This window comes from Stenotrophomonas acidaminiphila (assembly GCF_014109845.1).
Taxonomy (GTDB): Bacteria; Pseudomonadota; Gammaproteobacteria; order Xanthomonadales; family Xanthomonadaceae; genus Stenotrophomonas; species Stenotrophomonas acidaminiphila.
In genome coordinates, this window is record NZ_CP043567.1 from 2517200 (window position 1) to 2542383 (window position 25184).

The 25184-nt window shown below is 69.3% G+C and carries 24 protein-coding genes; 10 read left to right on the top strand and 14 right to left on the bottom strand.

Translation table 11 applies throughout. The features are described from left to right. Positions 1-24: 24 nt before the first annotated feature. The 4 genes from F0P95_RS11480 to F0P95_RS11495 all read right to left on the bottom strand — a co-directional run bounded on the left by F0P95_RS11480 (position 25) and on the right by F0P95_RS11495 (position 4304). The gene (locus tag F0P95_RS11480) at positions 25-738 is read right to left on the bottom strand and encodes a LytR/AlgR family response regulator transcription factor (protein WP_182334337.1); all 714 of its coding nucleotides are present in this window, start codon (positions 736-738) and stop codon (positions 25-27) included. Then, positions 735-1793: a sensor histidine kinase gene (locus F0P95_RS11485; RefSeq protein WP_182334338.1), complete on the bottom strand. Its 1059-nt coding sequence runs from the start codon at positions 1791-1793 to the stop codon at positions 735-737. The genes F0P95_RS11480 and F0P95_RS11485 overlap by 4 nt, the downstream gene beginning before the upstream one ends. A 16-nt stretch (positions 1794-1809) precedes the next feature. Further along, positions 1810-3186 carry an ATP-dependent RNA helicase DbpA gene (dbpA, locus tag F0P95_RS11490; RefSeq protein ID WP_182334339.1) on the bottom strand — a complete coding sequence of 459 codons (1377 nt, stop codon included), beginning with the start codon at positions 3184-3186 and terminating at the stop codon, positions 1810-1812. 62 nt (positions 3187-3248) lie between these two features. Beyond that, complete coding sequence (locus F0P95_RS11495; RefSeq protein WP_182334340.1) at positions 3249-4304, bottom strand: YeiH family protein; 1056 nt, start codon at positions 4302-4304, stop codon at positions 3249-3251. Positions 4305-4401: 97 nt separating this feature from the next. Between F0P95_RS11495 and F0P95_RS11500 the strand changes: the two genes are divergently transcribed. The 3 genes from F0P95_RS11500 (at position 4402) to F0P95_RS11510 (ending at position 7766) form a co-directional block, all read left to right on the top strand. Then, the gene (locus F0P95_RS11500) at positions 4402-5307 is read left to right on the top strand and encodes a LysR family transcriptional regulator (RefSeq protein ID WP_182334341.1); all 906 of its coding nucleotides are present in this window, start codon (positions 4402-4404) and stop codon (positions 5305-5307) included. A gap of 24 nt (positions 5308-5331) precedes the next feature. Further along, positions 5332-7230, top strand: coding sequence for an ATP-binding cassette domain-containing protein (locus tag F0P95_RS11505; RefSeq protein WP_182334342.1), 1899 nt, complete (start codon positions 5332-5334; stop codon positions 7228-7230). 101 nt (positions 7231-7331) lie between these two features. Next, the gene (locus F0P95_RS11510) at positions 7332-7766 is read left to right on the top strand and encodes a VOC family protein (RefSeq protein ID WP_232528677.1); all 435 of its coding nucleotides are present in this window, start codon (positions 7332-7334) and stop codon (positions 7764-7766) included. Positions 7767-7778: 12 nt separating this feature from the next. Here the strand turns inward: F0P95_RS11510 and F0P95_RS11515 are convergent, their stop codons facing one another. Both F0P95_RS11515 and F0P95_RS11520 read right to left on the bottom strand, forming a co-directional pair. Beyond that, on the bottom strand, positions 7779-8222 hold the full coding sequence (locus F0P95_RS11515) for a barstar family protein (protein ID WP_182334343.1): 444 nt from the start codon (positions 8220-8222) through the stop codon (positions 7779-7781). Then, the gene (locus F0P95_RS11520) at positions 8219-8677 is read right to left on the bottom strand and encodes a guanyl-specific ribonuclease (RefSeq protein WP_182334344.1); all 459 of its coding nucleotides are present in this window, start codon (positions 8675-8677) and stop codon (positions 8219-8221) included. The genes F0P95_RS11515 and F0P95_RS11520 overlap by 4 nt, the downstream gene beginning before the upstream one ends. A gap of 239 nt (positions 8678-8916) precedes the next feature. Between F0P95_RS11520 and F0P95_RS11525 the strand changes: the two genes are divergently transcribed. Then, positions 8917-9528, top strand: a complete 612-nt coding sequence (locus F0P95_RS11525; protein ID WP_054665316.1) for a superoxide dismutase — start codon at positions 8917-8919, stop codon at positions 9526-9528. A gap of 90 nt (positions 9529-9618) precedes the next feature. Here F0P95_RS11525 and F0P95_RS11530 read toward each other — a convergent pair whose 3' ends face one another. Then, positions 9619-10428 (bottom strand): endonuclease/exonuclease/phosphatase family protein, encoded by an 810-nt coding sequence (locus F0P95_RS11530; protein ID WP_182334345.1) that lies wholly within the window; start codon positions 10426-10428, stop codon positions 9619-9621. 147 nt (positions 10429-10575) lie between these two features. Between F0P95_RS11530 and F0P95_RS11535 the strand changes: the two genes are divergently transcribed. Continuing rightward, positions 10576-12171 (top strand): POT-type proton-dependent oligopeptide transporter, encoded by a 1596-nt coding sequence (locus F0P95_RS11535; protein WP_182334346.1) that lies wholly within the window; start codon positions 10576-10578, stop codon positions 12169-12171. A 2-nt stretch (positions 12172-12173) separates the two neighbouring features. Continuing rightward, positions 12174-12794, top strand: a complete 621-nt coding sequence (locus tag F0P95_RS11540; RefSeq protein WP_054665322.1) for a rhomboid family intramembrane serine protease — start codon at positions 12174-12176, stop codon at positions 12792-12794. Between the two features lie 94 nt (positions 12795-12888). On the opposite strand, the gene F0P95_RS11545 is transcribed toward F0P95_RS11540, so the two are convergent. Then, a complete protein-coding gene (locus F0P95_RS11545) occupies positions 12889-13056 on the bottom strand; it encodes a hypothetical protein (RefSeq protein WP_182334347.1) in 168 nt (55 codons plus the stop codon). A gap of 202 nt (positions 13057-13258) precedes the next feature. Here F0P95_RS11545 and F0P95_RS11550 point away from each other — a divergent pair, with 202 nt between their 5' ends. From F0P95_RS11550 to cfa, 3 genes are read left to right on the top strand one after another with little or no spacing between them, the layout of a single operon-like run. Next, positions 13259-13552 carry a GNAT family N-acetyltransferase gene (locus tag F0P95_RS11550; protein ID WP_182334348.1) on the top strand — a complete coding sequence of 98 codons (294 nt, stop codon included), beginning with the start codon at positions 13259-13261 and terminating at the stop codon, positions 13550-13552. Positions 13553-13609: 57 nt separating this feature from the next. Beyond that, positions 13610-14443 (top strand): DUF3298 and DUF4163 domain-containing protein, encoded by an 834-nt coding sequence (locus F0P95_RS11555; RefSeq protein WP_182334349.1) that lies wholly within the window; start codon positions 13610-13612, stop codon positions 14441-14443. 16 nt (positions 14444-14459) lie between these two features. Continuing rightward, positions 14460-15575, top strand: coding sequence for a cyclopropane fatty acyl phospholipid synthase (gene cfa / locus F0P95_RS11560; protein WP_182334350.1), 1116 nt, complete (start codon positions 14460-14462; stop codon positions 15573-15575). Positions 15576-15644: 69 nt separating this feature from the next. On the opposite strand, the gene F0P95_RS11565 is transcribed toward cfa, so the two are convergent. Further along, positions 15645-17813, bottom strand: coding sequence for a M3 family metallopeptidase (locus F0P95_RS11565; RefSeq protein ID WP_182334351.1), 2169 nt, complete (start codon positions 17811-17813; stop codon positions 15645-15647). A gap of 149 nt (positions 17814-17962) precedes the next feature. Between F0P95_RS11565 and F0P95_RS11570 the strand changes: the two genes are divergently transcribed. Further along, complete coding sequence (locus tag F0P95_RS11570) at positions 17963-18445, top strand: glutathione peroxidase (RefSeq protein WP_182334352.1); 483 nt, start codon at positions 17963-17965, stop codon at positions 18443-18445. A gap of 12 nt (positions 18446-18457) precedes the next feature. Here the strand turns inward: F0P95_RS11570 and F0P95_RS11575 are convergent, their stop codons facing one another. From F0P95_RS11575 to F0P95_RS11595, 5 genes are all read right to left on the bottom strand, one after another. Beyond that, the gene (locus F0P95_RS11575) at positions 18458-20869 is read right to left on the bottom strand and encodes an AAA family ATPase (RefSeq protein ID WP_182334353.1); all 2412 of its coding nucleotides are present in this window, start codon (positions 20867-20869) and stop codon (positions 18458-18460) included. A 109-nt stretch (positions 20870-20978) separates the two neighbouring features. Further along, positions 20979-21761, bottom strand: a complete 783-nt coding sequence (locus tag F0P95_RS11580) for a ferredoxin--NADP reductase (protein ID WP_056932070.1) — start codon at positions 21759-21761, stop codon at positions 20979-20981. 167 nt (positions 21762-21928) lie between these two features. Beyond that, entirely contained in the window at positions 21929-23800 is a 1872-nt protein-coding gene (locus tag F0P95_RS11585) for an ABC transporter ATP-binding protein (protein WP_182334354.1), read from the bottom strand. A 50-nt stretch (positions 23801-23850) separates the two neighbouring features. Further along, entirely contained in the window at positions 23851-24168 is a 318-nt protein-coding gene (locus F0P95_RS11590) for a BON domain-containing protein (RefSeq protein ID WP_182334355.1), read from the bottom strand. A 62-nt stretch (positions 24169-24230) separates the two neighbouring features. After that, a complete protein-coding gene (locus tag F0P95_RS11595) occupies positions 24231-24875 on the bottom strand; it encodes a trimeric intracellular cation channel family protein (RefSeq protein ID WP_054665348.1) in 645 nt (214 codons plus the stop codon). Positions 24876-25184: the final 309 nt, after the last annotated feature.

Consider the following 25184-nt stretch of genomic DNA (forward strand, 5'->3'; position numbering starts at 1 on the left):
GGCGCGGCATGAACCGTGCGCGGGTCAGCCGTGAGCGCGCATGGCGTTGTCGAAGGCATCGCGATGGGAGCGGCTCAATGGCAGCCGCGTGCCATCCAGCAGCACCAGCGTTGCATCGCCATTGCGGCGCGGCTCCAGCGCGCGGATACGCGACAGGTTGACGATCACCGCCCGCTGGACCTGGATGAAGCCGGCCGGCGTCAGCTGCTCGGCAAGGCGCCCGATGCTCTCGCGTAGCAGGTGAACCTGCCGCCCGACGTGGACGCAGGCATAGTGCCCTGCGTTGTCGATGTAGTCGATGTCGCGCGGGGCGACGTACACGCTGCTGGCACCATTGCGGATGCGCAACGGGTGCGGAGCCGGTGCAGGTGCATCGGCATGCGCCAGCTGCCGGCGCGCGCGCTCAAGTGCCAATGCCAGGCGCGTGGCGTCCAGTGGCTTCAGCAGGTAATCGACCGCGCCCAGCGCGTAGGAGTCGACCGCGTGCTGGGCATGCGCGGTGGTGAAGATCACCCGGGGCGCGGGTGCGGTCAGCCCGCGTGCCAGTTGCATGCCGTCATCGCCGGGCATCTGGATGTCCAGCAACAGCAGGTCCACGACTTCCTGCCGCAGGAGCCGCCGTGCCTGCTCAAGGTCTCCGGCTTCGCCCCGGATGTCGATGTCGGCGTGGGCGGCAAGCAGGTGACGCAGCTTCTCCCTGGCCAGAGGGACGTCGTCGATGACCAGTACGCGGATCATGCGTGCTGTGCCAGTGGCTGCATCGGCAAGCGGATGCGGGTGCGGCAGTGTCTGCCGTCGCATGCGATGTCCACCAGGCCGCGCTCACCGTGCAGCGCCTGCAGCCGTTGGCGGCTGGCTTCCAGGCCGATGCCCAGGCCTGCCGGCGCGTCGCCGCATGGATTGTCGAGCACGATCTCCAGCATGTCGCCACTGACGCCCATCGACAGGGAAATGGCCCCTTCTGGTGCGCCCGGTGCGCAGGCGAAGCGCAGCGCGTTCTCCACGAACGGCTGCAGCAGGAACGTGGGGACGCTTGCCTGCCAGGCGTCGGCGTCGGTATGAAGGTCCAACCGCAGCGGCCGTTCGTGCAGCAACTGCTGCAGCTCGACGAACGCCATGGTATTGGCGATTTCCTCGCGCAGCGCGATGGCCGGTGCGCTGTCCAGCAGGTTGCGCAGCAACTCACCCAGTTGGGCCAGTGCCGCATCGGCACGCCCGGCATCGCGATACCCCAGGCTGCCGATGGCATTGAGCGCATTGAACAGGAAGTGGTGGTTCAGGCGGGCGGCCAGTGCCTGCTCCCTGGCTTGGGCGAGCAGTTCGCCGCGCCGGCGATATCGCTGGATGTAGGCCAGTGTCTGGCCGATGCCGATGACGGCGAACCAGGAGGGCAGGGCGAACAGGCTGGTGGCGAGCACCGCGCGCGGCCAGTCGGGTGGCAGCGGGATTGGCCGGGGCAGGTGCGACAGCGTGAATCCCAACGCCCAACCGCAGAGCGACAGGGCGGGGATCAATGGCAGGCCGAGCAGCAACAACCTGGCGATGACGACGGCGTCATTGTCCATGCCCAAGGGCCAGCGGCGGCACAGCTGCCACAGGACCGGCGTCAGCAATGCCCAGGGCAGGTAAATACCGAGCAGGAACATGAAGTTCCGGATGGGCGACAGCCATGAGGGCGCGTCGCTTCCCTGGCCGGTGAGCTGCACCGCAGGCAGAGTCACCACTGCGACCAGCAACCAACCGGCAGCGATCGGCCACCAGTGGATTCGGTTGCGTACGTTCGCTGCCGCCATGGCCCGGCTGCTGGAATCAGAGGATGCGCACGCGGAAGCGCTTGCCCTTGATCCTGCCCGCTTCCAGCCGCGCGATCGCCTTGCCGGCCTGCTCGCGGGCGATGGCCACGTAGGAACGGGTGGGGAAGATGTCGATCTTGCCGATGGCCTTGGCCGACAGCCCGGCGTCACCGGTGAGCGCGCCGAGGATGTCGCCGGCGCGCAGCTTGTCGGTCTTGCCGCCATCGATCCGCAGCGTGGTCATCGCCGCCTGCGGCAGCTGTGCCGGACGCGCGGTGGCCAGCGGGGTCTTCTGCCAGTCCAGGGCGGTGCCCTGGTCGGTTTCCAGCGCATCGGCGCGGTGGCGCTCGCGGCTGGCGACCAGGCTCAGCGCCAGGCCGCGGCGGCCGGCGCGGGCGGTGCGGCCGACGCGGTGGCGGTAGGTGTCCAGGTCGCTGGGCATCTCGTAGTTGACCACCGCGGCCAGGTCTTCCACGTCCAGGCCGCGCGCGGCCACGTCGCTGGCGACCAGTACGTTGCAGCTGCGGTTGGCGAACTGCAGCAGGACCTCGTCGCGGTCGCGCTGTTCCATGTCGCCATGCAGGGCCAGCGCCGAGAAGCCGAACTGGCGCAGCGAATTGGCCACCTCGTCCACGTCCTTGCGGGTGTTGCAGAACACCACGGCCGATTCGGGCGTGTACCTGAGCAGCAGCCCGGCGAGCGCCTTCTGCCGGTGCGCCGGCTCGACCTCGAAGAACAGGTGCTGGATCGCCGGGGCTTCCTGCTGGCCATCGATGGTGACTTCCACCGGGTCATTGAGCAGGGCGCGCGCCAGTTCGCGGATGGCATCGGGGAACGTGGCCGAGAACAGCAGGCTCTGCCGCTCCTTGTGGGTGCGCCCGGCGATCTCGCGGATGGGCTCCTCGAAGCCCATGTCGAGCATGCGGTCGGCCTCGTCGAGGACGAAGCTGCGCACCTGGCCGAGGTTGAGCGCGCGCTTGCGCGCCAGTTCCTGCACGCGGCCGGGCGTGCCCACCACCACCTGCGGGTCGTGCGCCTCCAGCGAGGCCAGCTGCGGGCCCAGCGGCACGCCGCCGGTCAGTACCAGCAGCTTGAGGTTGGGGATGCCGGTGGCCAGTTTGCGCAGCTGCCTGCCGACCTGGTCGGCCAGTTCGCGGGTAGGGCACAGCACCAGCGCCTGGGTACGGATGGTGGCCGGGTCGAGCCGGTTCAGCAGGCCCAGGCCGAAGGCGGCGGTCTTGCCGCTGCCGGTGGGGGCCTGGGCGATCACGTCGCGTCCCTCCAGGATCGGCGGCAGGCCCAGCGCCTGCACCGGCGTCATGGTGGTGTAGCCCAGCGCGTCGATGCCGGGTGCGAGGGCCGGGATCAGCGGCAACGAGGAGAAATCGGTCATGCCGTATTTTCGCAGATGCCGGCAGGCCGTGCCGCTCCGGCCGCCGTCGCGGCGCGGCGGGTTCAGCACAGGGCGCGTACCGCGAGATTGACCAGCAGGCCGCCGCCCACCAGCCAGGCGGCCAGCAGCGCGGCCAGCAGCATCGGCCGGGCGCCGGCCTGGCGCAGGGCCGAGACATGGGTGGTCAGGCCCAGCGCGGCCATCGCCATCGCCAGCAGCGCGGTATCCAACTCGACCAGGGTGGTGACCAGCCCGGGGGGCAGCAACTGCAGCGAGTTGAAGCCGACCATGGCGATGAAGCCGAAGGCGAACCAGGGCACCGCGATCGTCGAGCGCTGGCCGGTGCCGCGGTTGCCGCCGCGCCCCAGCAGTGCCGACAGGCCGACCAGGAACGGCGCCAGCATCATCACCCGCACCATCTTGGCGATGACCGCGGCATCGGCGGCCGGCTGGCTGACGGCGCGGCCGGCGGCCACCACCTGCGCCACTTCGTGCACGGTGGAGCCGGTGAACACGCCGTAGCCGGTGTCGTCCAGCGGCATCCAGCCGGCATGCACGCCCCACCGGTACAGCAGCGGGTACAGGAACATCGCCAGGGTGCCGAACACGACCACCGTGGCCACGGCGATGGCGACCTGTTCGGCCCGGCCCTTGACCACCGGCTCGGCGGCCATCACCGCCGCGGCGCCGCAGATGGAACTGCCGGCGCCGATCAGCAGCGCGGTGTTGCGCTCCAGCCCGAGCACGCGGGTCCCCAGCCACCACGCCAGGGCGAAGGTGGAGCACAGCACCAGCGCGTCGATCAGCACCCCGGCTACGCCGACCTGGCCGATGTCCTGCACGGTCAGCCGCAGGCCGTAGAGGACGATGCCCGCGCGCAGCACGGTGGCCTTGGAGACGCCGACGCCGGCTGCCACCCGCGGCGCGAGGGCGGGGTAGGTGGTATTGCCGACGGCGATGCCGATCACGATGGCCAGCGTCAGCGCGCTGATGCCATGGGCCTGGAGCCACGGCACGGTGCCCAGCCAGAGGGCGAGGGCGGCGATGGCGGCGGTGAGCAGCAGGCCGGGGAGGCGCGGCGGGCGGGCGCTGGCCTGCCTGTGTGTGACGGTGTTCATGACGGTGGATCATCAGGGGATGGCTCATCCTGATTCCGTGCCAATCACCTGTAAAACGGATTATATTCGTATGGACAACCTATTTTATGGGTAATTCATGCGTCTTTCCCTGCGCCAGCTGCAGATCTTCTCCGCCATCGCCAGGACGGGAACCACCACTGCCGCCGGGGACACCATCGGGCTGTCGCAATCGGCGGTGAGCGCGGCGCTGGGCGAGCTGGAGCACCTGCTCGGGCTTGCCGTGTTCGACCGCGTCGGCCGACGGCTGGTGCTCAACGGCCACGGCCGCGCGCTGCTGCCCGAGGCGCGCGCCCTGCTGGCGGCCGCGGAGGACATCGAACGCCGCTACCGCGGGGGCGGCGAGACCGCCGCCCCGGTGCGCTGGCGGGTGGGGGCCAGCACCACCATCGGCAACTACCTGATGCCGGCGCGCATCGCCGACCTGCGCGATGGCAACGACCATGCACGGGTCGACCTGGTGATCGGCAATACCCGCGAAGTCGCCAGTGCGGTGCAGCGGCTGGAGGTGGACATCGGCCTGATCGAGGGCCCATGCCACGAACCGGGGCTGGACGTGGCGGCCTGGCACGAGGACGAGCTGGTCATCGTGTTCGGCGATCGCCACCGGCAGGCGGCCGCGCTGCGCGCCGGTGCCGACATGGCGCAGCTGCGCGGCGCCTGCTGGCTGCTGCGCGAGCCCGGTTCCGGCACCCGCGAGGCGGCCGAGCAGGCGCTGCTGCCGCACCTGCATGGTTTTTCCGAAGTGCTCCAGCTCGGTGGTACCGAGGCGATCAAACAGGGCGCGGTGGCCGGGCTTGGGCTGGCGTGCCTGTCGCGGCATGCGGTGGCCGACCTGGTCGCGCTGGGGCGGCTGCACGAACTGGCCACGCCGCTGCCGCCGCTGCGCCGCCAGCTGTGGCTGGTGCGGCACCCGGGCAAGCGGGTAGCGGCCAGCCTGCGGCGCCTGCTGGCGCTGGATGAAGGTACGTTCGCCGACGCCTGAGCGCGGCTCCCGTACAATGCGCGCATGCCTTTGATCACCCTGCAGAACGTCGACTACAGCGTCGGCGGCCCGTTGTTGCTGGAAAAAGCCGAGCTGTCGATCGAAAGTGGCGAGCGCATCGCCCTGATCGGCCGCAACGGCGCCGGCAAATCCACCCTGATGAAACTGATGGCCGGCGAACTGAAGCCGGACGACGGCGAGGTGCGCGTCCAGCAGGGCGTGCGCGTCACCCGCCTGGAGCAGGAGGTGCCGCATGGCGCGTCCGGCAGCGTGTTCGACGTCGTCGCCGATGGCCTCGGCGAGCTTGGCCACTGGCTGGCCGAGTTCCACCGCCTGAGCCATGCCGAAACCTTCGACGGCGACGCCATGGGCAAGGTGCAGGCCAGGATCGACGCAGCCGATGGCTGGGCGCTGGACCAGCGCGTGTCCGAAACCCTGACCAAGCTGGAGCTGGACGGCGATGCCGAGTTCGGGCGCCTGTCCGGCGGCATGAAGCGCCGCGTGCTGCTGGCGCGTGCGCTGGTGGCCGGGCCGGACGTGCTGCTGCTGGACGAGCCGACCAACCACCTGGACATCGAGGCCATCGACTGGCTCGAGGGCTTCCTCAAGGGCTGGAACGGCTGCGTGGTGTTCGTCACCCATGACCGCCGCTTCCTGCGCGCGCTGGCCACCCGCATCGTCGAGATCGACCGCGGACAGGTGACCAGCTGGCCGGGCGACTGGGACAACTACGAGCGCCGCCGCGAGGAACGCCTCAACGCCCAGGCGCAGGAGAATGCGCGCTTCGACAAGCTGCTGGCGCAGGAGGAAGTGTGGATCCGGCAGGGCATCAAGGCCCGCCGCACCCGCGACGAAGGCCGCGTGCGCCGGCTCAAGGCCATGCGCATGGAGCGTGGCCAGCGCCGCGAGCTGGGCGGCAACGTGCGCCTGGAAGCGGCCGCGGGCGAGAACTCCGGCAAGAAGGTCATCGACGTCAAGGACGTCAGCTTCGCCTTCGGCGAGCGGGTGATGATCAGGGACTTCTCCACCACGATCATGCGCGGCGACCGCATCGGCCTGATCGGCCCCAACGGCAGCGGCAAGACCACCCTGCTCAAGCTGCTGCTGGGCGAGCTGCAGCCGGACCGCGGCGAGGTGCGCCAGGGCACCAACCTGCAGATCGCCTACTTCGACCAGTACCGCGCCACCCTGCGCGAGGACTGGAGCGCGATCGAGAACGTGGCCGAAGGTGCCGACTTCATCGATCTCAACGGCAAGCGCAAGCACGTGCATGCCTACCTGCAGGATTTCCTGTTCACCCCGGAACGGGCGCGCGCCCCGATCACCCGGCTGTCCGGCGGCGAGCGCAACCGCCTGCTGCTGGCCAAGCTGTTCGCGCAGCCGTCCAACCTGCTGGTGATGGACGAACCGACCAACGACCTGGACGTGGAAACCCTGGAGCTGCTGGAAGAGCTGCTGGGCGACTACACCGGCACCCTGCTGCTGGTCAGCCACGACCGCGATTTCCTCGACAACGTGGTCACCTCCACCCTGGTGCTGGAAGGCGAGGGCCGGGTCGGCGACTACGTCGGCGGCTATACCGATTCGCTGCGCCAGCGCCCGCCGCCGGCGCAGAACGGCATGGCCGTGGCCAGGGCCTCGGCCACGGCAGTGCCGGCCGCGAAACCGGTGGCGGCCGCAGCGGTGGCCGAGGCGGCGCCGGCCAGGCGCAAGCTCAGCTTCAAGGATGCCCGCGAGCTGGAGCAGCTGCCGGCGAAGATCGAGCAGCTGGAGCGCGACGTGGAAGGCCTGACCGGCGCGATGAACGATCCGGCGTTCTACACCCGCTCCAGCGCCGAGGTCACCGCGCACACGCAGCAGCTGGCCAGGGTGCAGGCCGAACTGGACGCGGCCTACGCGCGCTGGGAAGAGCTGGACGGCTGAGCGGGCAGGCCCGGGCACGCCGCGTGGCGGCGCCCGTGGCCCATGTGACAATCGCCGCGGGAGGCGCCGCGGCCGGATGGCGCGCTTCCCCGGTTTCCCCCATGGAGCGCGCGATGGCAATGCCTTTTCCGGTGCAGCGCATCGACCACGTGGTCTTCCGCGTCCGCGAGCTGCCGCGCAGCATCGCGTTCTACCGGAGCGTGCTCGGTTGCGAGGTGGTCAGGCGGCGCGAGCCGCTCGGCCTGGTCCACCTGCGGGCCGGCACGTCGATGATCGATCTGGTGAGCGTGGCCGGCCCCCTGGGCGCCCGTGGCGGCGATGCCGCGGGCGAGGGCGCGCGCAACGTCGACCACCTGTGTCTGCGCATCGAGCCGTTCGATGCAGCTGCCATCACCGCGCACCTGCGCCGCCATGGGCTGGCGCCGTCGGCGGCGGAGCTCAATTTCGGCGCCGAGGGCGACGGGCTTTCGCTCTACTTCGCCGATCCCGACGGCAACCTGATCGAACTGAAAGGGCCGGCATGCCCGCCGGCCTGACGTGATGCCGGTTCAGGCGTCGCCCGGGTCGCCGGCCCCGCCGCCGCCGGGCAGCTCGAAGAACGCCCAGAACGGCACGTTGTCGCCGGCCCAGCTGGCCGCCGCTTCGGCGAGGATGTCCAGCAGCGTGTCGAAATCGGCGGGGCTGGCCTGGCGCAGGTCGCCGGCATCGCCGAACAGCAGCGCGTAGCCGTTGGCCGGCAGCCAGGACAGGTCGCGCAGCGCATCGGACAGCGCATCCCAGTTGCGGCCCCAACCCGCCGGGAAATCCAGCTGGGTGCCGATGCGCAGCAGCAGGGTGCGCTTGTCGGTGCACGATTCCAGGTCCACCCGCAGCACCTTGAGCCCGGCATCGCGCGCGGCCGCGGCCAGCCCGCCGAGGTCGCCGTGGGCCACGCCGTATACGCCGGCCTGGCCGACATCCTCCAGGCCCATGTCGAATCCGCTGTCGCTCATCGCGTGCCTCCGTTGGCCGGTACTTCGAAACCGCGGAAGGTCTCGTAATGATCGTCGGTGTAGTACCAGACTTCCGGCGGGTCGCCGCCGGTGACGATCCGGCGCGCGCCGCGGTGGCCCAGGTCCGGCGTGCGCACCGTGTATTCACGGTAATAGCCGCGCGGACGCTGCGGCAGGCGCTGCTCGCGGTTGCCGAACACGCTGCCATCCTGGCGGTGCGGGAAGCGCCCGTTGCGCTGGATCAGCGCGATGGTGTCGTGCGCTTCCGGCGGCAGGAAGGCCGGCAGCGTGCCGCCCGTGCCGGGCTGGCGCGGTTCCTCGCTGACGGCCGGCGCCGCGGGCCCGTCCAGCGAGGGGGCGAACTGCGGGGGCGGCGGCTGCTGCAGCGCGCGCATGGCCCACAGGCCGGCCACCAGCACGATCGCGGCGGTGAGCAGGAGCAACGGTTTGCGCATGGAGCAGGAGCCCGTGTGGCATGGAAAGACCGATTATCGCGTCTGCGCGGGATTTTTCTTGAACGCGGGCCATCGCAGCCGACGTCCGCGCGGCCGGGGTGGCGTTTGTGCCCGCCACAGGACGAAGTTTCCTTTACATCGGCCTTGGTAAGTTGCCGCTTCCTGCCTACCATTGCCGGTGCACCGTCCGGCATGCGCCGGACACACGAACCCAGGCATCGAACCCAAGGAGATCCCTCATGGCCTACACCCTGCCCAAGCTGCCCTACGCCTACGACGCGCTGGAACCGTACATGGATGCGGCCACCGTGGAGATCCATTACTCCAAGCACCACCAGACCTACGTCAACAACCTCAATGCGCTGGTCGAGGGCACCGAATATGCCGACCTGCCGATCGACGAGCTGCTGCGCAAGGTCAAGACCCTGCCGGAAAGCCTGCAGCAGGGCGTGCGCAACCAAGGCGGCGGCCATGGCAACCACTCGCTGTTCTGGGACGTGATCGGCCCCAACGCCGGTGGCACCCCGGGCGGCGCGCTGGGCAAGGCCATCGACGAGCAGCTCGGCGGTTTCGACAAGTTCAAGGAAGCCTTCACCAAGGCTGCGCTGACCCAGTTCGGTTCGGGCTGGGCGTGGCTGAGCGTGACCGCCGACAAGAAGCTGGTGGTCGAGAAGACCGGCAACCAGGAAAGCCCGCTGATGGAGGGCCGTACCCCGGTGCTGACCATCGACGTGTGGGAACACGCCTACTACCTGAAGTTCCAGAACCGCCGCGCCGAGTTCATCGAGACCTTCTACAGCCTGATCAACTGGAAGGAAGTGGAACGCCGTTACGAGGAGGCCGTGGCCTGATCGGCGACGGCAACCAGTGCGCGCGGGGCATGGCCCCGCCCGCGCACGGATGACCAGGCGAAGCCGGGCGGAAACGTCCGGCTTCGTCGTTCAGGGCGCGGTCGGCGCGGTCGCTTCGCCCGCGATCAGGCGCAGGGTGGTCATCACCCCGAGCGCCAGCGGCGCCGGTTCCCCGTCATCGGGCGCCAGTTCCACCGCCTGCTGGGCGACATCGGCGAAGCTGCGCACCTGGTAGAGCACGTCCAGGCCATGCGCGCGGCTGCCCAGTGCGGCGCCCGTGGCCGGGTGCCGTACCGACGGGTTCCGCCGCGCCGGCTGGAAGCCGGGCAGCTGCCGGACCAGTTCTTCGGTGGGCGCGGAGAACTCGCCCACGACCAGCGATGGCGCGTCCTCGTCGGTCGCGCCGATCCAGGCGAGCAGGTCCGCCGCCTGCTGTGCGCGCACCTGCGGATCATTGCCGTCCGGGGCGATGCGCGCGATGTAGATGTTGACCGCCCTGCGCTCCAGCCGTGCGCGCTGCATGCCGGCGGCGGTCAGCTGGCCCCGGCCGTGCAGCAGGGTCAGGCCGTCCTCCATCACGTCCAGGCCGGCCAGCATGGCGCTGCCGCGGCGCTGCGCGTGGCTGGGCGGGTCGGCGGTGATGAAGTCGCAGCTGTATCTGAGCCGGGTGGCCAGCCAGCAGGCGGCGTTGGGCGCGCCCGGCGACTGCCGCACGTCCTGTACCGCGATCACGTCGGCGCGCAGCTCGGCCAGCAGGGCCAGGATCCGCCCGCGCTGCCGGTCCCACTGGGCGCTGTCCTGCGGCAGGCGCAGGCTGGCGATCCGCAGCACCGGCGTGGCGGGCTCGGCGGCCACGGCGAAGGACAAGGCGAGCAGCGCCAGACAGCCCCAGTGCTTCATTGCGACAACCCGTACGGAACTGCGGCCATGCTAGCGTGCGGCGCTGTCTAGGGGCCGTGCAGGCGCGGCCTCGTGCGCTGCCGCGGGCGCGCGGGTGGCCGCTTGCGTTACCCTTGCCCCCTTTGCATTCGCAGGATCGCCTTACAGATGACGAGCAACGACGTGGCAGCAGCCCCCGCCGGCAAGGCCGGCATGCCCCGCCAGATTCCCTACATCATCGGCAACGAAGCCTGCGAGCGCTTCAGTTTCTACGGGATGCGCAACATCCTGGTGCAGTTCCTGATCACCTCGCTGCTGCTGCAGGAGTTGACCGCCGACGGCCGCGCCGGCGAGGCCAAGGACATCATGCACAGCTTCATGATCGGCGTGTATTTCTTCCCGCTGCTCGGCGGCTGGCTGGCCGACCGCTTCTTCGGCAAGTACCGCACCATCCTGTGGTTCAGCCTGGTGTACTGCGCCGGCCACCTGTGCCTGGCGCTGTTCGAGAACAGCCGCCAGGGCTTCTTCCTGGGCCTGGGCCTGATCGCGCTGGGAGCCGGCGGCATCAAGCCGCTGGTGGCCTCGTTCATGGGCGACCAGTTCGACCAGTCGAACAAGCACCTGGCCAAGCTGGTGTTCGACGCCTTCTACTGGATCATCAACTTCGGCTCGCTGTTCGCCTCGCTGCTGATCCCGCTGGCGCTGAAGAACCTGGGCCCGCAATGGGCGTTCGGCATTCCCGGCATCCTGATGTTCGTGGCCACGTTCGTGTTCTGGCTGGGACGCCGGCGCTACGTGCTGGTGCCGCTGCCGCCGAAGGACCCGCATTCGTTCGCCAACGTGGTGCGCACCGCGCTGCTGGCGCGGGCGCCGGGGCAGGGCAATGCCGGGTTGCTGGTGGCGCTGGCCGGCATCGCGCTGGCGCTGTGGGCGCTGGTGCTGGCGGCGATGAGCCTGGGCGGCCTGCATGAAGGCGGGCTGGGCGTGGTGATCTACCTGTGCCTGGCGCTGGTGGCGCTGCTGGCCGGTATCGGTGGCGGCACCATGCTGCAGCTGGACCGCGCCCGCGGCGCGCACCCGGACAGCGCGGTGGAAGGCGTGCGCGCGGTACTCAAGGTGCTGGTGATCTTCGCCCTGACCACGCCGTTCTTCTCGCTGTTCGACCAGAAGGCCTCCACCTGGGTGCTGCAGGGCCAGCAGATGACCATGCCGGCATGGTTCACCGCCTCGCAGATGCAGGCGATCAACCCGCTGCTGGTGATGATCCTGATCCCGTTCAACAACCTGGTGCTGTACCCGATGCTGCGCCGCTTCGGCTTCGAGCCGACCGCGCTGCGGCGCATGACCGCCGGCATCGCCTTCAGCGGCCTGGCCTGGGTGGTGGTGGGCAGCCTGCAGGTGGCGATGGACGGCGGCGACGCCCTGTCCATCTTCTGGCAGATCCTGCCGTATGCGCTGCTGACCTTCGGCGAGGTGCTGGTGTCGGCCACCGGCCTCGAATTCGCCTACAGCCAGGCCCCGGCCTCGATGAAGGGCGTGGTCATGAGTTTCTGGAACCTGACCACCACCATCGGCAACCTGTGGGTGCTGCTGTCCAACGCGGCGGTACGCAACGACACGGTGACCGCGCGCATCGCCGGCACCGGGTTGAGCGAGGCGGCGTTCCTGATGTTCTTCTTCGCCGGCTTCGCATTCGTGGCGGCACTGGCATTCGGCCTGTACGCGCGCCGCTACAGGATGGTCGACAACTACCGGGCAGCCTGACCATGCAAGGACCGATAACCCTGTTCCTGATCGCCGTCACCAGCCTGGTCTCGTGGCTGGCGTTCAGCAACCGCAAGCTTGCCGACCGGCTGATCCTGTGGCCACCGGCGGTGGACCGCCATCGCCAGTACGACCGGCTGGTGACCTACGGCTTCATCCACGCCGATTTCGCCCACCTGCTGTTCAACATGGTCACGCTGTTCTTCTTCGGGCGGCTGATCGAGCAGATCATGCTGCGCGTCACCGGCAACTGGTGGACCTACCCGCTGTTCTACGTGGCCGCGCTGGTGGTCTCGATCCTGCCCAGCTACCTGAAGAACCAGAAGAACCCGAACTACCTGAGCCTGGGCGCGTCCGGCGCGGTGTCGGCGGTGTTGTTCGCCTTCATCCTGATCTCGCCATGGTCGCTGATCTTCGTGTTCTTCATCCCGGCCCCGGCGATCCTCTACGGCGTGTTCTACGTCGGCTACAGCATCTGGATGGACAAGCGCGGCAACGACAACATCAACCACAGCGCGCACCTGGCCGGGGCCGCGTTCGGGGTGATGTTCATGCTGTTCATGGAGCCGCAGGTGATGCAGGTGTTCCTGGAGCAGCTGATGAACCCGCGCTTCGGGCGCTGAGGCGCGCCGCTACCGGCGCCGGGCCGGGGCGGTTCGCGATGGGGGCAGGGCAGAAGCAGGCCCGCGGCCGTGACCGGTCGCGGGCCTGTCGCGTCTAGGCGGCGTAGGCCGCCAGCAGCCGGGCGTGGACTTCCTCGTCGATCTTCCGGAACTCCCAGCCATCGGTATCGCCGCTGAAGGCCAGCTGGAACAGGCCTTCCAGCAGGAGCGCGTCGGGGTCGTCGGGGGGCAGCGGGAGCGAGGCGTCGAACGGTACGGACATGGTGCGGCGAGCGGTAAACGTGCGCGCCATGATGCAAGCCGCGTGCCAGTGCGTCCGCTCCCGGTGCGGCAAGGGCGGGGGACGGGCAGGCAGGGGCCGGCGTGTCGGAAAGTGACGTATCGCGGCGGCGCGCGCGCGCCTTTCACGTCACACCGGCGTGCGGCCGCGGCACAATGGCGTACCCGGTCCGGCGAGCCCAACCATGAGCCATGATGACTCCGCGCTTCCAGCGGTGGCGCACGACGCCGCCGCGCATCGCTTCACCCTGGCCGTGGACGGCCACCAGGCGGTACTGGACTACCTGCGGCGCGACGACGCGATGGTGATCACCCACACCGGCGTCCCCGACGCCATCGGCGGCCGCGGCATCGCCGCGCTGTTGACCCGGGCGGCGCTGGCGCATGCGCGTGCAAGCGGCCTCAAGGTGGTGCCCGAATGCAGCTATGCCGTTGCTTTCATGCGGCGCCATGGAGAATACGCGGACCTGCTGGGATAATCCGCGGCGGAAGCGGTTCCGGGCGGAACCGCACGATCCATCCACAAGGGAAAGGACATGAAAAGGTCGGGACAGGGAGCCTGTGCGGCGGCATTGATCGTACTGGCGATGGCAGGATGCGGGAAAGACGATGCGCAGGCGCCTGCCGCCGCGCCGGAGGTGGCGCCGGCGGTGCAGGCACCGGCCGATGCAGCGCCGGCGGCGGTGGAGCTGCATGACGTGATCGACACCAATGCCCGCTACGTGCTGGGCATCAGCTACCCGCCCGCGGCCAATGCGTACCCCGGCCTTGCCAGGGCTCTGTCCGACTATGCCGAACATGCCCGGTCCGAGCTGCTCAAGGCGGTGGGCGAGCTCGGCAACGACACCCCCACCGCGCCGTACGAGTTGTCGCTGGCCTTCGACATGGCGGTGGACACGCCCAAGCTGGTGGCGGTGTCGGCCGAGGGCAGCAGCTATACCGGGGGCGCGCATGGGCAGCCGCTGGTGGCGCGCTTCGTGTGGTTGCCGGAACGGCAGGAACTGCTGACCGCGCAGGCCCTGGTCGATTCGCCCAAGGGCTGGCAGGCGGTCAGCGATTACACCCGCGACAAGCTGCTGGAGCAGGCGATGCTGCGCGCCCAGGGCGAGGACATGACGCCGGAGGAGCAGCAGGCCCAGGTGCGCAATCTGTCGAAGATGATCGACCAGGGTACTACCCCGGACGCAGCCAATTTCGCGCAGTTCGAACCGGTGATGGATGCCGGCGGCCGCATTGCCGCTTTGCGTTTCGTATTCCCGCCCTACCAGGTCGGCCCGTATTCCGATGGCACGCAGACGGTGGACGTTCCGGCGTCCGTGCTGTTGCCGCACGTGGCCGCAGGCTACCGGGAGCTGTTCGCACACCCCTGAACCGTGGAGGCCAGCGATGGATGCAGGGCTGCAACGACGTGTCGAAGCACTGCTGCACGAGGCGGGCATCACCCCCGGCGGGGGACGCCCGCAGGACATCGACATCCTCGACCCGCGCTTCCACGCGCGGGTGCTGGCCGATGGCTCGCTGGGCCTGGGCGAGAGTTACATGGATGGCTGGTGGCGGGCGCGTTCGCTCGACGCGTTCCTTGCCCACCTGCTGGAGGCGCGGCTGGACGAGCGCGTGCATGGCGGCGGCGAGGTCTGGGACGCGCTCAAGGCCAGGCTGTTCAACCTGCAGGCCGGGCAGGGCAGCTATGAGGTCGGCAAGCGCCACTACGACCTCGGCAACGACCTGTACCGGGCGATGCTGGGCAAGCGGCTGGTCTACAGCTGCGGCTACTGGCGCGAGGCCGGCGACCTGGATGACGCGCAGGAGGCCAAGCTCGATCTGATCTGCCGCAAGCTCGGCCTGCGCCCGGGCATGCGCGTGCTGGATATCGGCTGCGGCTGGGGCGAGGCGTTGCAGTACGCGGCGCAGCGCCATGGCGTGGAAGGCGTGGGCATCACCATCTCGCAGGAACAGGCCGGGTTCGCCCGCGGACTGTGCGCCGGCCTGCCGGTGGAGATCCGCCTGCAGGACTACCACGAACTGGACGAACCGTTCGACGCGATCCTGTCGGTGGGCATGTTCGAGCACGTCGGGGTCAAGAACTACCGCGGCTATTTCGAGGTGGCGCGGCGCTGCCTGCGCGGGGAAGGGCTGTTCCTGCTGCACAGCATCGGCAGCAACGTCAGCCGCGACCGCACCGATCCGTGGATCGCGCGCTACATTTTCCCCAATTCGATGCTGCCCTCCGCCGCGCAGATCACCGCGGCGATGGAAGGCCTGTTCGTACTCGAGGACTGGCACAACTTCGGCACCGACTACGACCGCACGCTGCAGGCGTGGCGGGACAACGTGGAAGCGGCCTGGGAGCGGCTCGACCCGCGCTACGACGAACGTTTCCGGCGCATGTGGCGCTTCTACCTGGCCGCTTCGATGGCCAGCTTCCGCACCCGTCACGCGCAGCTGTGGCAACTGGTGCTGTCGCCGCGCGGGGTGCCGGGCGGGTACGTCGCGCCGCGCTGACCGCCCTGGCGGCAACAAAAAAGCCGCCCGGCGAACCGGGCGGCTTCATGCGGAGGGCCAGTCGCCGGCTTACTTGCTTTCGGCGCCGGTCAGGCCACGCTTCTCCAGCAGCGGCTCGATCTGCGGCTCGTGGCCGGCGAAGTTGCGGAACAGCTCCATCGCATCGACGCTGCCACCGCGCGACAGCAGGGTCTTGCGGAAATGGTCGCCGTTGGCGCGCGACAGGCCGCCGTTGTCGCGGAACCACTTCTGGGTGTTGGCGTCGAGCACCTCGGACCAGATGTAGGCGTAGTAGCCGGCCGAATAGCCGCCCATGATGTGGCTGAAGTAGGTGGTGCGGTAGCGCGGCGGCACCGGCGCGTAGTAGATGCCGTCCTTGACCAGCGCCTCATGCTCGAACTTGACCACGTCCTGCGCCGCCGGCACCTGGTCGACGCCGATCTGGTGCCAGCTCTGGTCCAGCATCGCCGCACCCAGGTACTCGGTGGTGGCGAAGCCCTGGTTGAACTTGGACGCGGCGATCACCTTGTCCAGCAGTGCCTGCGGCATCGCCGAGCCGTTCTGGTAGTGCTTGGCGTAGTTGGCCAGGATGGTCGGTTCGTCGGCCCACATCTCGTTCACCTGCGAGGGGAACTCGACGAAGTCGCGCGGCACCGCGGTGCCGGAGAAGTAGGGGTACTTCACGTTCGAGAACATGCCATGCAGGGCGTGGCCGAACTCGTGGAAGGTGGTGGTCACTTCGTCCCAGGTCAGCAGCGTCGGCTTGCCGGCCGGCGGCTTGGGGATGTTCAGGTGGTTGGCCACCACCGGCTTGTCGCCGGTCAGGCCCGACTGCGACACGTAGGCGTTCATCCACGCACCGCCGCGCTTGGACTCGCGCGCATACGGGTCGAAGATGAAGATCGCCAGCTGGCTGCCGTCGGCGTCGAACACGTCATAGACGGTGACGTCGTCGTGGTACACCGGCAGGTCGGTGCGCTGCTTGAAGCTCAGCCCGAACTCCTTGCCGGCGGCGAAGAACACGCCATTCTCCAGCACGTTCTTCAGCTCGAAATAGGGCTTGAGCTGGGATTCGTCGAAGTTGTACTTGGCCTGGCGCACCTTCTCGCTGTAGAAGGCCCAGTCCCACGGCTGCAGCTCGAAGCCCGGCTTGCCGGCGGCCTTCTGCTCGGCGTCGATCATCGCCTGCAGGTCGGCGGCTTCGCGCTTGGCGTTGGCCACGGCGGCCGGGGCCAGCTGGCCGAGCATGGCGTTGACCGCTTCCGGGGTCTTGGCGGTCTGGTTGCCCAGGCCATAGGCGGCGTAGTTGGCGAAGCCCATCAGCGCGGCCTTCTGCGCGCGCAGGGTCATGATGCGCGAGACCAGCGCGGTGTTGTCGTACTCGCCGCCCTTGCTGCCGCGCGACACCGAGGCCTCGTAGATGCGGCGGCGCAGGTCGCGGTTGGTCAGGTTGGTCAGCGCCGGCTGGCCGGTGGTGTTGAGCAGGGCGATGACGTACTTGCCGTCCAGCTTGCGCGCCTTGGCGGCCTCCGCGGCGGCGGCGATCTGCTCGGCCGACAGCCCGTCGAGCTGCCTGGCGTCGTCGACCACGATGTACGAGGCGTTGACCTCGGCCAGCACGTTCTGGCTGAACTTGGTGCCCAGCCGCGCCAGCTCGGCGTTCATGTCCTTGAGCTTGGCCTTGTCCGCGTCGGACAGCTTGGCGCCGGCCCGCACGAAGTTGTCGTGGTACTTCTCGACCAGGCGCAGGCCTTCGGCGTCCAGGCCGAGCTTGGCGCGGTTGTTGTAGAGGGTCTGGATGCGCGCGAACAGCTTGCCGTTGAGGTTGATGGCGTCGCTGTGGGCGGCGAAGCGGGCCGAGTAGTCGGCCTGCAGCTGCTTGCGCGCGTCGTTGGTGTCGGCGCCGATCAGCGAGAAGAACACGGTGGTGGCGCGGTCGAGGATGGCGCCGCTCTTTTCCAGCGCGATCAGGGTGTTGTCGAAGGTCGGCGGTGCCGGATTGTTGGCGATGGCCTCGACTTCATCGAGCTGCTGCTTCATGCCGGCGTCGAAGGCCGGCGCGAAATCGGCGTCCTTGATCTTGTCGAACTGCGGGTAATGCAACGGCAGCGGACTCTCGGCGAAGAACGGGTTGGCCTGCTGGGCGGTCTGCCCGGTGGCGGCGATCGCGGTCAGGCTGTAGGCCGGCAGGGCGACGCCCAGGGACACGGCCAGGGCGAGAGCAAGACGGGTGTTCAAGGTCGGAAACTCCGGAAAATACTGAACCTTCAGGGTAACCCGGCGACCCGGCCGGCGGGTGTGTCGAATGGCAGGGTTGCGGCGGAACGCCTGCTGTTGCAAACCCGCGCCGGCGATGGCGTACGCTGGAGCTCCGCCTGGAGCCTGCCGTGACCCTCGCCACCGACTTCGAACTGACAGCGCTGGATGGCACGCCGCTGCCATTGTCGGCCTATGCCGGCAAGGTGCTGCTGGTGGTCAACACCGCATCGCGCTGCGGCTTCACCCCGCAGTACGCGGGGCTGGAGCGGTTGTGGCGCCAGTATGCGGCGCAGGGGCTGGTGGTGCTGGGCTGTCCCTGCGACCAGTTCGGCCACCAGGAACCGGGCGACGCGGCCGCGATCCAGGCGTTCTGCCGCCTCGACTACGGGGTCAGCTTCCCGATGTCGGCCAAGCTGCAGGTCAACGGCGCCGGCGCCCACCCGTTGTGGCGCTGGTTGCAGCGCGAGAAGCGCGGCGCGCTGGGAATCGCCGCGATCAAGTGGAATTTCAGCAAATTCCTGGTCGGGCGCGACGGCCGGGTGATCGCCCGCTACGCGCCGACCGCACGCCCGGAATCGCTGGAAGGCGATATCCGGGCGGCGCTGGGCTGAGCCGCCGGCCGCTCAGGCCGGCGTCGCGTCGGCGGCCGCTTCCAGCAGGTCCTGGTGCTGCAGGCGGGTGCGGGTCGGGTCGCCGTCCTGGGCCATCGCCCGCTGCAGGGCACGCCGGGTGGCGGCGGTGACCAGCGATTGCAGGTCGCGCCCGGACCTGCCTTCGGTGGCTGCGGCCAGCGTCTCCAGTACGTCCTCGATGGCGAAGTCCAGCGGCTTGCCGGCCAGCTGCAGGCGCAGGATGGCGGCACGCGCATCGGCGTCGGGCAGGCCGATCCGGATCTTGCGTTCCAGGCGCGAGAGCAGGGCGCTGTCGATGGCGTCGGGGTGGTTGCTGGCGGCCAGCAGGAACACCTGGCCCTGGCGGGTGCCCACGCCGTCCAGTTCCTGCAGCAACTGGGCGACGATCTCGGCATTGAGCTTGTCCGAGCCATCGCCGCCGCGCGGCGGGGCGATGGTGTCGATCTCGTCGAGGAACACGATGCACGGTGCCTGCGCACGCGCCTTCTCGAACAGCTGCTTGACCCGCGCGCCGCCGTCGCCGAGGAACTGCCCCTTGACCTCGGTGGAGGACGCGGCGATGAACGACAGCCCGGACTGGCTGGCCAGCACGCGCGCGATCTGGGTCTTGCCGGTGCCCGGCGGGCCATAGAGCAGGATGCCGCGTGGCACCGGGATGTTCATCCGCGCCAGTTCCTCGGCGTGCAGCAGCTCCTTGCCCAGGCTTTCGAACTCGGCGCGGGTGGAGGCGGGCAGGATCACGTCGTCCCAGCCCAGCGCCTGCACCGAGGTCGAATTCTTGCCGCGCAGGCGGGCGATGGCGGCGCTGAAATCCTCCGCCGCCGGGCGGCCGGCCGGGTGGGTGGAGACCACGCTGGTCACCAGCGTGGACAGGTCGCGCCCGGACATGCCGCTGGTCTCGCGCACCAGTGCCTCGGTCACCGGCAGGGCCAGCTGCGCCTTGCCGAACTCCGCCTGCAGGATGCGTTCGCGCGCGGCCGCGTCCGGGGCCGGCAGCTCGATGGACACGGTGAAGCGCGACAGCACCGCATCGTCGATCAGTTCGCGGCGGTTGGTGGCGCCGATCACCAGCACGTTGCCGCCGCCCTGGTTGAAGCCGTCCCATTCGGCGATGAAGGTCTGCACCAGCTCGTTGCCGAAATTGTCGGTGTCGCGGCTGCCGCGGCGCGCGAACGCGCTTTCGCATTCGTCCACGAACAGGATGGTCGGGCCCTTGCCGCGCGCCTGCTCCCACAGCTTCTTGACCTTGGGGCCGGTGTGGCCGATGTGCTCGCCCTTCAGGTCGGCGATGGTGACGGCGACGAAGTTGCAGTCCACGTGCTGGGCCAGCTTGCGCGCGATCAGGGTCTTGCCGGTACCCGGCGGGCCCCACAGCAGCATGCCCTTGGGCAGCGGCGGCTGGCCGGCGGCGAACCGGTCGACCAGCTTGACCACCTGCTCCAGGGTCGCCTCGGGAATGGCCACGTCCTGCCAGTTGGCCTCCATCTTGTCCAGCGAGCCCAGCCGGGTGAGCAGCGACTGCAGCACCTGCTGTTCGCGCCCATGCGGCGCACTGAGCTGCTGCAGCTCGATGATGGCCGGCGCGAACGGCGCCAGCAGCGGCGCCAGCCTGGCAGCCAGCGGCTCCCAGGTGGCGCGGTGGCCATCGACCTCGGCGCGGACCCGCACGAAACCGCCCGGATGGCCGTTGAGCGGCAACCGGATGAAGATGTCCGGGTCCTTGTCGGCGGCGATGTCGGTACCCAGGCCGACCATCACCGCGTGGGAATTGTCGTGCTTGTCGGCCAGCTGCCAGCTGATGCCGAGCTTGTCCGCCGACGGTGCCGGCGCGCGCACCACCGGGTAGGGATGCGTGCGGCCGTCCTCGTGCTTCCTGCCGAAGGCGTTGAGCTGCAGCTGGCGCTTGCCCAGTTCGTCGATCGAGGCCAGCACCGGGGCGGCGTTGCGTCGTACCAGCCGGCGCCGGCCCAGCCAGACCAGTGCCGCGTACAGCGGCAGCGCCGGCGGTACCACGGCGCACAGGCCGAACAGCAGGCTCACCGGGAACGGGAAGCGATAGCTGTAGAAGCTGAATACCTGGCTGAGCTGGAAGTACAGCACCAGGCTGCCGAGCATGCCCAGCCAGACCAATAGCCGGAAGCCACCGGTGCCCAGCGCCGCCTTCAGGCTCAGCGCCTGGCCCAGGGTGCCCTTGCGTGCGGCCTGCAGCGCGTCGCGGCGGGCCTGTTCCAGGCCCTGTTCGAACGCCGGGCGCATGGCCTGGGCGGCCTGGCAGGCAGTGGGGTAGGCGGTGCCGAGCGCCTGTTTGGCGCTGTCGAGTCGTTGCCGGCACTGGGCCAGTTCTTCAAGCAGCACGGTGCGCTGTCTGTCGATGAAGCTGCTGCGTGAAGCGACTGGATCCATGAACTGTGTCCTGTAAAGAAAACGGCCGGATCTTCGTGATCCGGCCGGTACGTTAAACGATCGACATGGCGCTTCAAAGGCGCTACCTGTAGGTGAATTCCCTACAGGCCTATTTTTCGACGAAGGCGCGCTCGAACACGTAGTGGCCGGGCGAACCGATGCGCGGCGAGACCTCGAAGCCGCGCGCGTCCAGCACGACGCGCAGGTCGGCCAGCATCTGCGGGCTGCCGCAGATCATGAAACGGTCGTTGGCCGGGTCGAACGCCGGCAGGCCCAGGGTGCGCGGCATCTCGCCGGTTTCGATCAGCGTGGTCAGGCGGCCCTGGTTGCGGAACGGCTCGCGGGTGACAGCCGGGTAGTACAGCAGCTTGTCGCGGACGATGTCGCCGAGGATCTCGTCCTCGAACAGTTCCTTCTCGAAGTAGTCGCGGTAGGCCAGGTCGCGCTCGTAGCGCACGCCGTGGCAGACGATGACTTTCTCGAAGCGCTCGTAGGTTTCCGGGTCCTTGACGATGCTCAGCCACGGCGCCAGGCCGGTGCCGGTACCCAGCAGGTACAGGTGCTTGCCCGGATGCAGGTCGGAGATCAGCAGGGTGCCGGTGGGCTTCCTGCCGACCAGGATGGTGTCGCCGGGCTTGAGATGCTGCAGGCGCGAGGTCAGCGGGCCGTCCTGCACCTTGATGCTGAAGAAGTGCAGCTGCTCTTCCCAGTTGGCGCTGGCGATGGAGTACGCGCGCATCAACGGGCGGCCGCCTTCGTTTTCCAGGCCGATCATCACGAACTGGCCGTTCTCGAAGCGGAAGCCGTTGTCACGGGTGGTGGAGAAGCTGAAGTAGGCGTCCGTCCAGTGACGGACTTCAAGCACCGTTTCGGTGCCGTAAGCGGAAGACATGCCGGGATTCTTCGGGGGGATGTAAACCTGCCCATTCTAGCAAACGGTCCCGATGCGGCCGTAATGCGACCGTTTGTCGCTGCTGCCGGCCGGCCCGGCGATGAGGGGAGTCGCAGGCGCGGCCGCGGCCGGAAGGGAGGGCCGGCCATCGCCCCGGGCCAGGCCGGTCAGCGGTAGCCGGCGGCCTGCAGCTCGAACAGTTCGGCGTAGCGCCCGCCCTGCGCCATCAGCTCGGCATGGGTGCCGCTGGCCTCGATGCGGCCATCGGCCAGCACCAGGATGCGGTCGGCCATGCGCACGGAGGAAAAGCGGTGCGAGATCAGTACCGCGGTGCGCTGCGCGGACAGTTCCTTGAAGCGCTGGAACACCTCGAACTCGGCGCGTGCGTCCAGCGCGGCGGTGGGCTCGTCCAGGATCATCACCTGCGCATCGCGCATGTAGGCGCGGGCGATGGCGATCTTCTGCCACTGGCCGCCGGACAGGTCCACGCCGTTCTTGAAGCGGCGGCCGATCAACTGCCCGTAGCCGCCGGGCAGGGCATCGATCACCTCGTCGGCCAGCGCGCGCCGCGCGGCGTCGCGGATGCGCGCCGTGTCGGACATCGCATCGACCTGGCCGACGCCGATGTTCTCGCCGGCCGACAGGTGGTAGCGCACGAAATCCTGGAAGATCACGCCCATGTTGGCGCGCAGGTCGTCCAGGTCGTAGTCGCGCAGGTCGCGCCCATCAAGCAGGATGCGGCCCTCGTCCGGGTCGTAGAGCCGTGCCAGCAGCTTGACCAGGGTGGTCTTGCCGGCGCCGTTCTCGCCGACCAGGGCGATCACCTCGCCGGCACCCAGCCGGAAGTCGAGGTGGCGCACCGCCCACCGCTCGGCATCGGGGTAGCGGAAACCCACATCCTCGAACACGAACCCCTCGCGGATCGGGCGCGGTACCGGCAGCGCATCCGGGCGCGAGCGGATTTCCGGCTCGATGGCGAAGAACGAGAACAGGTCGTCCAGGTACAGCGCCTGCCCGGCGACCTGCGAAAACCCGGTCAACAGCCCTTCCAGCAGCTGCCGCAGGCGCAGGAAGCTGCCGGACAGGAAGGTCAGGTCGCCGATGCTGAAGTCGCCGCGGATCGTGCGCCAGGCGATGTAGGCATAGGCGGCGTAGTAGCCCAGCGTGCCCAGCGCCGCCAGCACCGTGCCCCAGAGCGCACGCTTGCGGGCCAGTTTGCGGTTGGCCTGGTAGAAGCGCCCGGCCAGCAGTTTGTAGCGGTCGATCAGGAACCGGTGGAGGTTGAAGATCTTCACCTCCTTGGCGGTTTCCACGCTGGCGCCGACCTGGCGCAGGTAGTCGAGCTGGCGCCGCTCCGGAGTCCAGCTGTAGTTGAGCGAATAGCCCAGCGTGTTGAAGTGCGACTCGCCCAGGAACGCCGGCACCAGCGCCAGCGCCAGCAGGGCGATCAACCACGGCGCATAGGCGACCAGGCCGGCGGCGAAGCTGATCACGGTGACCATGTCCTGCGCCTGCCCGAGCAGCTGGCTCATCAGGTTCATGCGGCCCATGGTCTGGCGCCGGGCGCGGTCGAGCTTGTCCTGCAGCTCGGGGTCCTCGAAGTCCTCCAGGTCCAGTTCGGCGGCGTGCTCCATCAGCCGCACGCTGGTGGCGTTGGTGAACAGTTCGGACAGCAGCGCATCGGCGTAGTTGACCACCCGCCCCAGCAGGTCCGAGCCGATGGCGATGCCCAGTTCCAGCGCCAGCAGTTCCAGCAGCGTGTCGAGGTGGCCGCTGGCCAGCGCCTCGCCCAGCGGCGGCATGGCGCCGGTGCCGGCCAGGCGCACCGCCTCGTCGATGATCAGCTTGCCCACGTACAGCATCGCCACCGGCAGCAGCGCGCGCAGCAGGCGCAGGCACAGGCTGGCCAGGGTCAGCGCCGGACTGGTCTGCCATACCTGCCGCAGGAATGGCGGCAGGTTGCGCATGGCGTTCATGCGCTCGCGGAAACTGGGGCGCTTGCCGGGAGCGGAAACGGGAGCGGACGGCGCGTGCGGCATGCGGGACTCGGGCGGCGGGGCCGGTTCAGATTAACCGTTGCCCGCCGCGGTCAGTCGTTTTCGTCCAGGTCGATGCCGGCCCTGCGCGTCGCATCGCTGCCGTCCGGGTTGTCGCGCACCGCACGGCCACGCGGGCCGAAGGAGTGGCTGCCGCCGTCGATGTTGAGGTGGCTGCGCACGCCGCGCACGCCTTCGATCGCGGCCACCGCGGCCTCCGCCTGTCGCTTCGCCGCCGCGTCGGGCACGTCGCCGGAGAGCGTGACCTGGCCCTCGCTGACCTGTGCCAGCACCTGCGAGAGGCGGCCCTGCGCCCCCAGCGTGCGTACCACCTCGTCACCGATCAGCGTATCGGAACGTTGCGCGGCCATGGCCGTCTCCTGCCGGAAGGGGGCCTCCAGCATGGCGCGGTCGCCGTGAGCGCCCCGTCACCTCAGCGGCGCGGCCCCTCGGGGGGCGGCGGGTCGGAGGACTGCAACGCCACCGGCAGGTGCCAGCCGTAGTGCATGGCCATCATCCGCAGCCCGAAGCACAGCCCGGCGCCGGCCAGCGCGCATGGCAGCGGCGGCAGCCCGAGCCAGTAGCCGAGCGCCACCACCGCCGCGCCGGCCAGGGCGGCCACGGCGTACAGCTCGGCCTGCAGCACCAGCGGCACCTGCGCCAGCAGCACGTCGCGGGCGATGCCGCCGCCGATGCCGGTGAGCATGCCCAGCGCCGCGGCCATCGGCGGGGCGATGCCGAACGCCAGCGCCTTCTGCGTGCCGGCCACCGCGAACAGCGCCAGGCCCATCGCATCGAACATGCGCACCGGGTACTGCATGCGTTCGATCAGTGGCGCCCGGAAGAAGGTGACGATGCCCGCGGCCAGGGTGATTGCCGGGTAGCGCCAGTCGCTGATCGCCGCCACCGGGGTGGCGCCGATCAGCAGGTCGCGGGTGATGCCGCCGGCCAATGCGGCGGCGAAGGACAGGACCAGCACGCCGAAGATGTCCAGCCGCCGGCGCACCCCCATCGTCGCCCCGGACAGGGCGAAGACGAAGGTGCCGATGAGGTCGAGGATCAGGACCAAGGTTCCCATGCGGCCGTATTGTGCGGCCTGCCGCCGGTGGAGGCCATTGCGGCCAGCGGACGTGCCGGCGGGAAGCGGTTCGGCTGCTGTGGCGGTCCCCCTGGGCGCCCGCCATGGACGGCAGGGTGGACAGGAAACCGCCGGGAGCGGTTTCCAACAGCGCGCAGCGCTGGCCCGCAGGGCGCCCGCCATGAACGGCAGGGCGGACAGGAAACCGCCGGGAGCGGTTTCCAACAGCGCGCAGCGCTGGCCCGCAGGGCGCCCGCCATGGACGGCAGGGCGTAAAATACGCAGCTCAACCCCCGCCAGCCTCGAGCA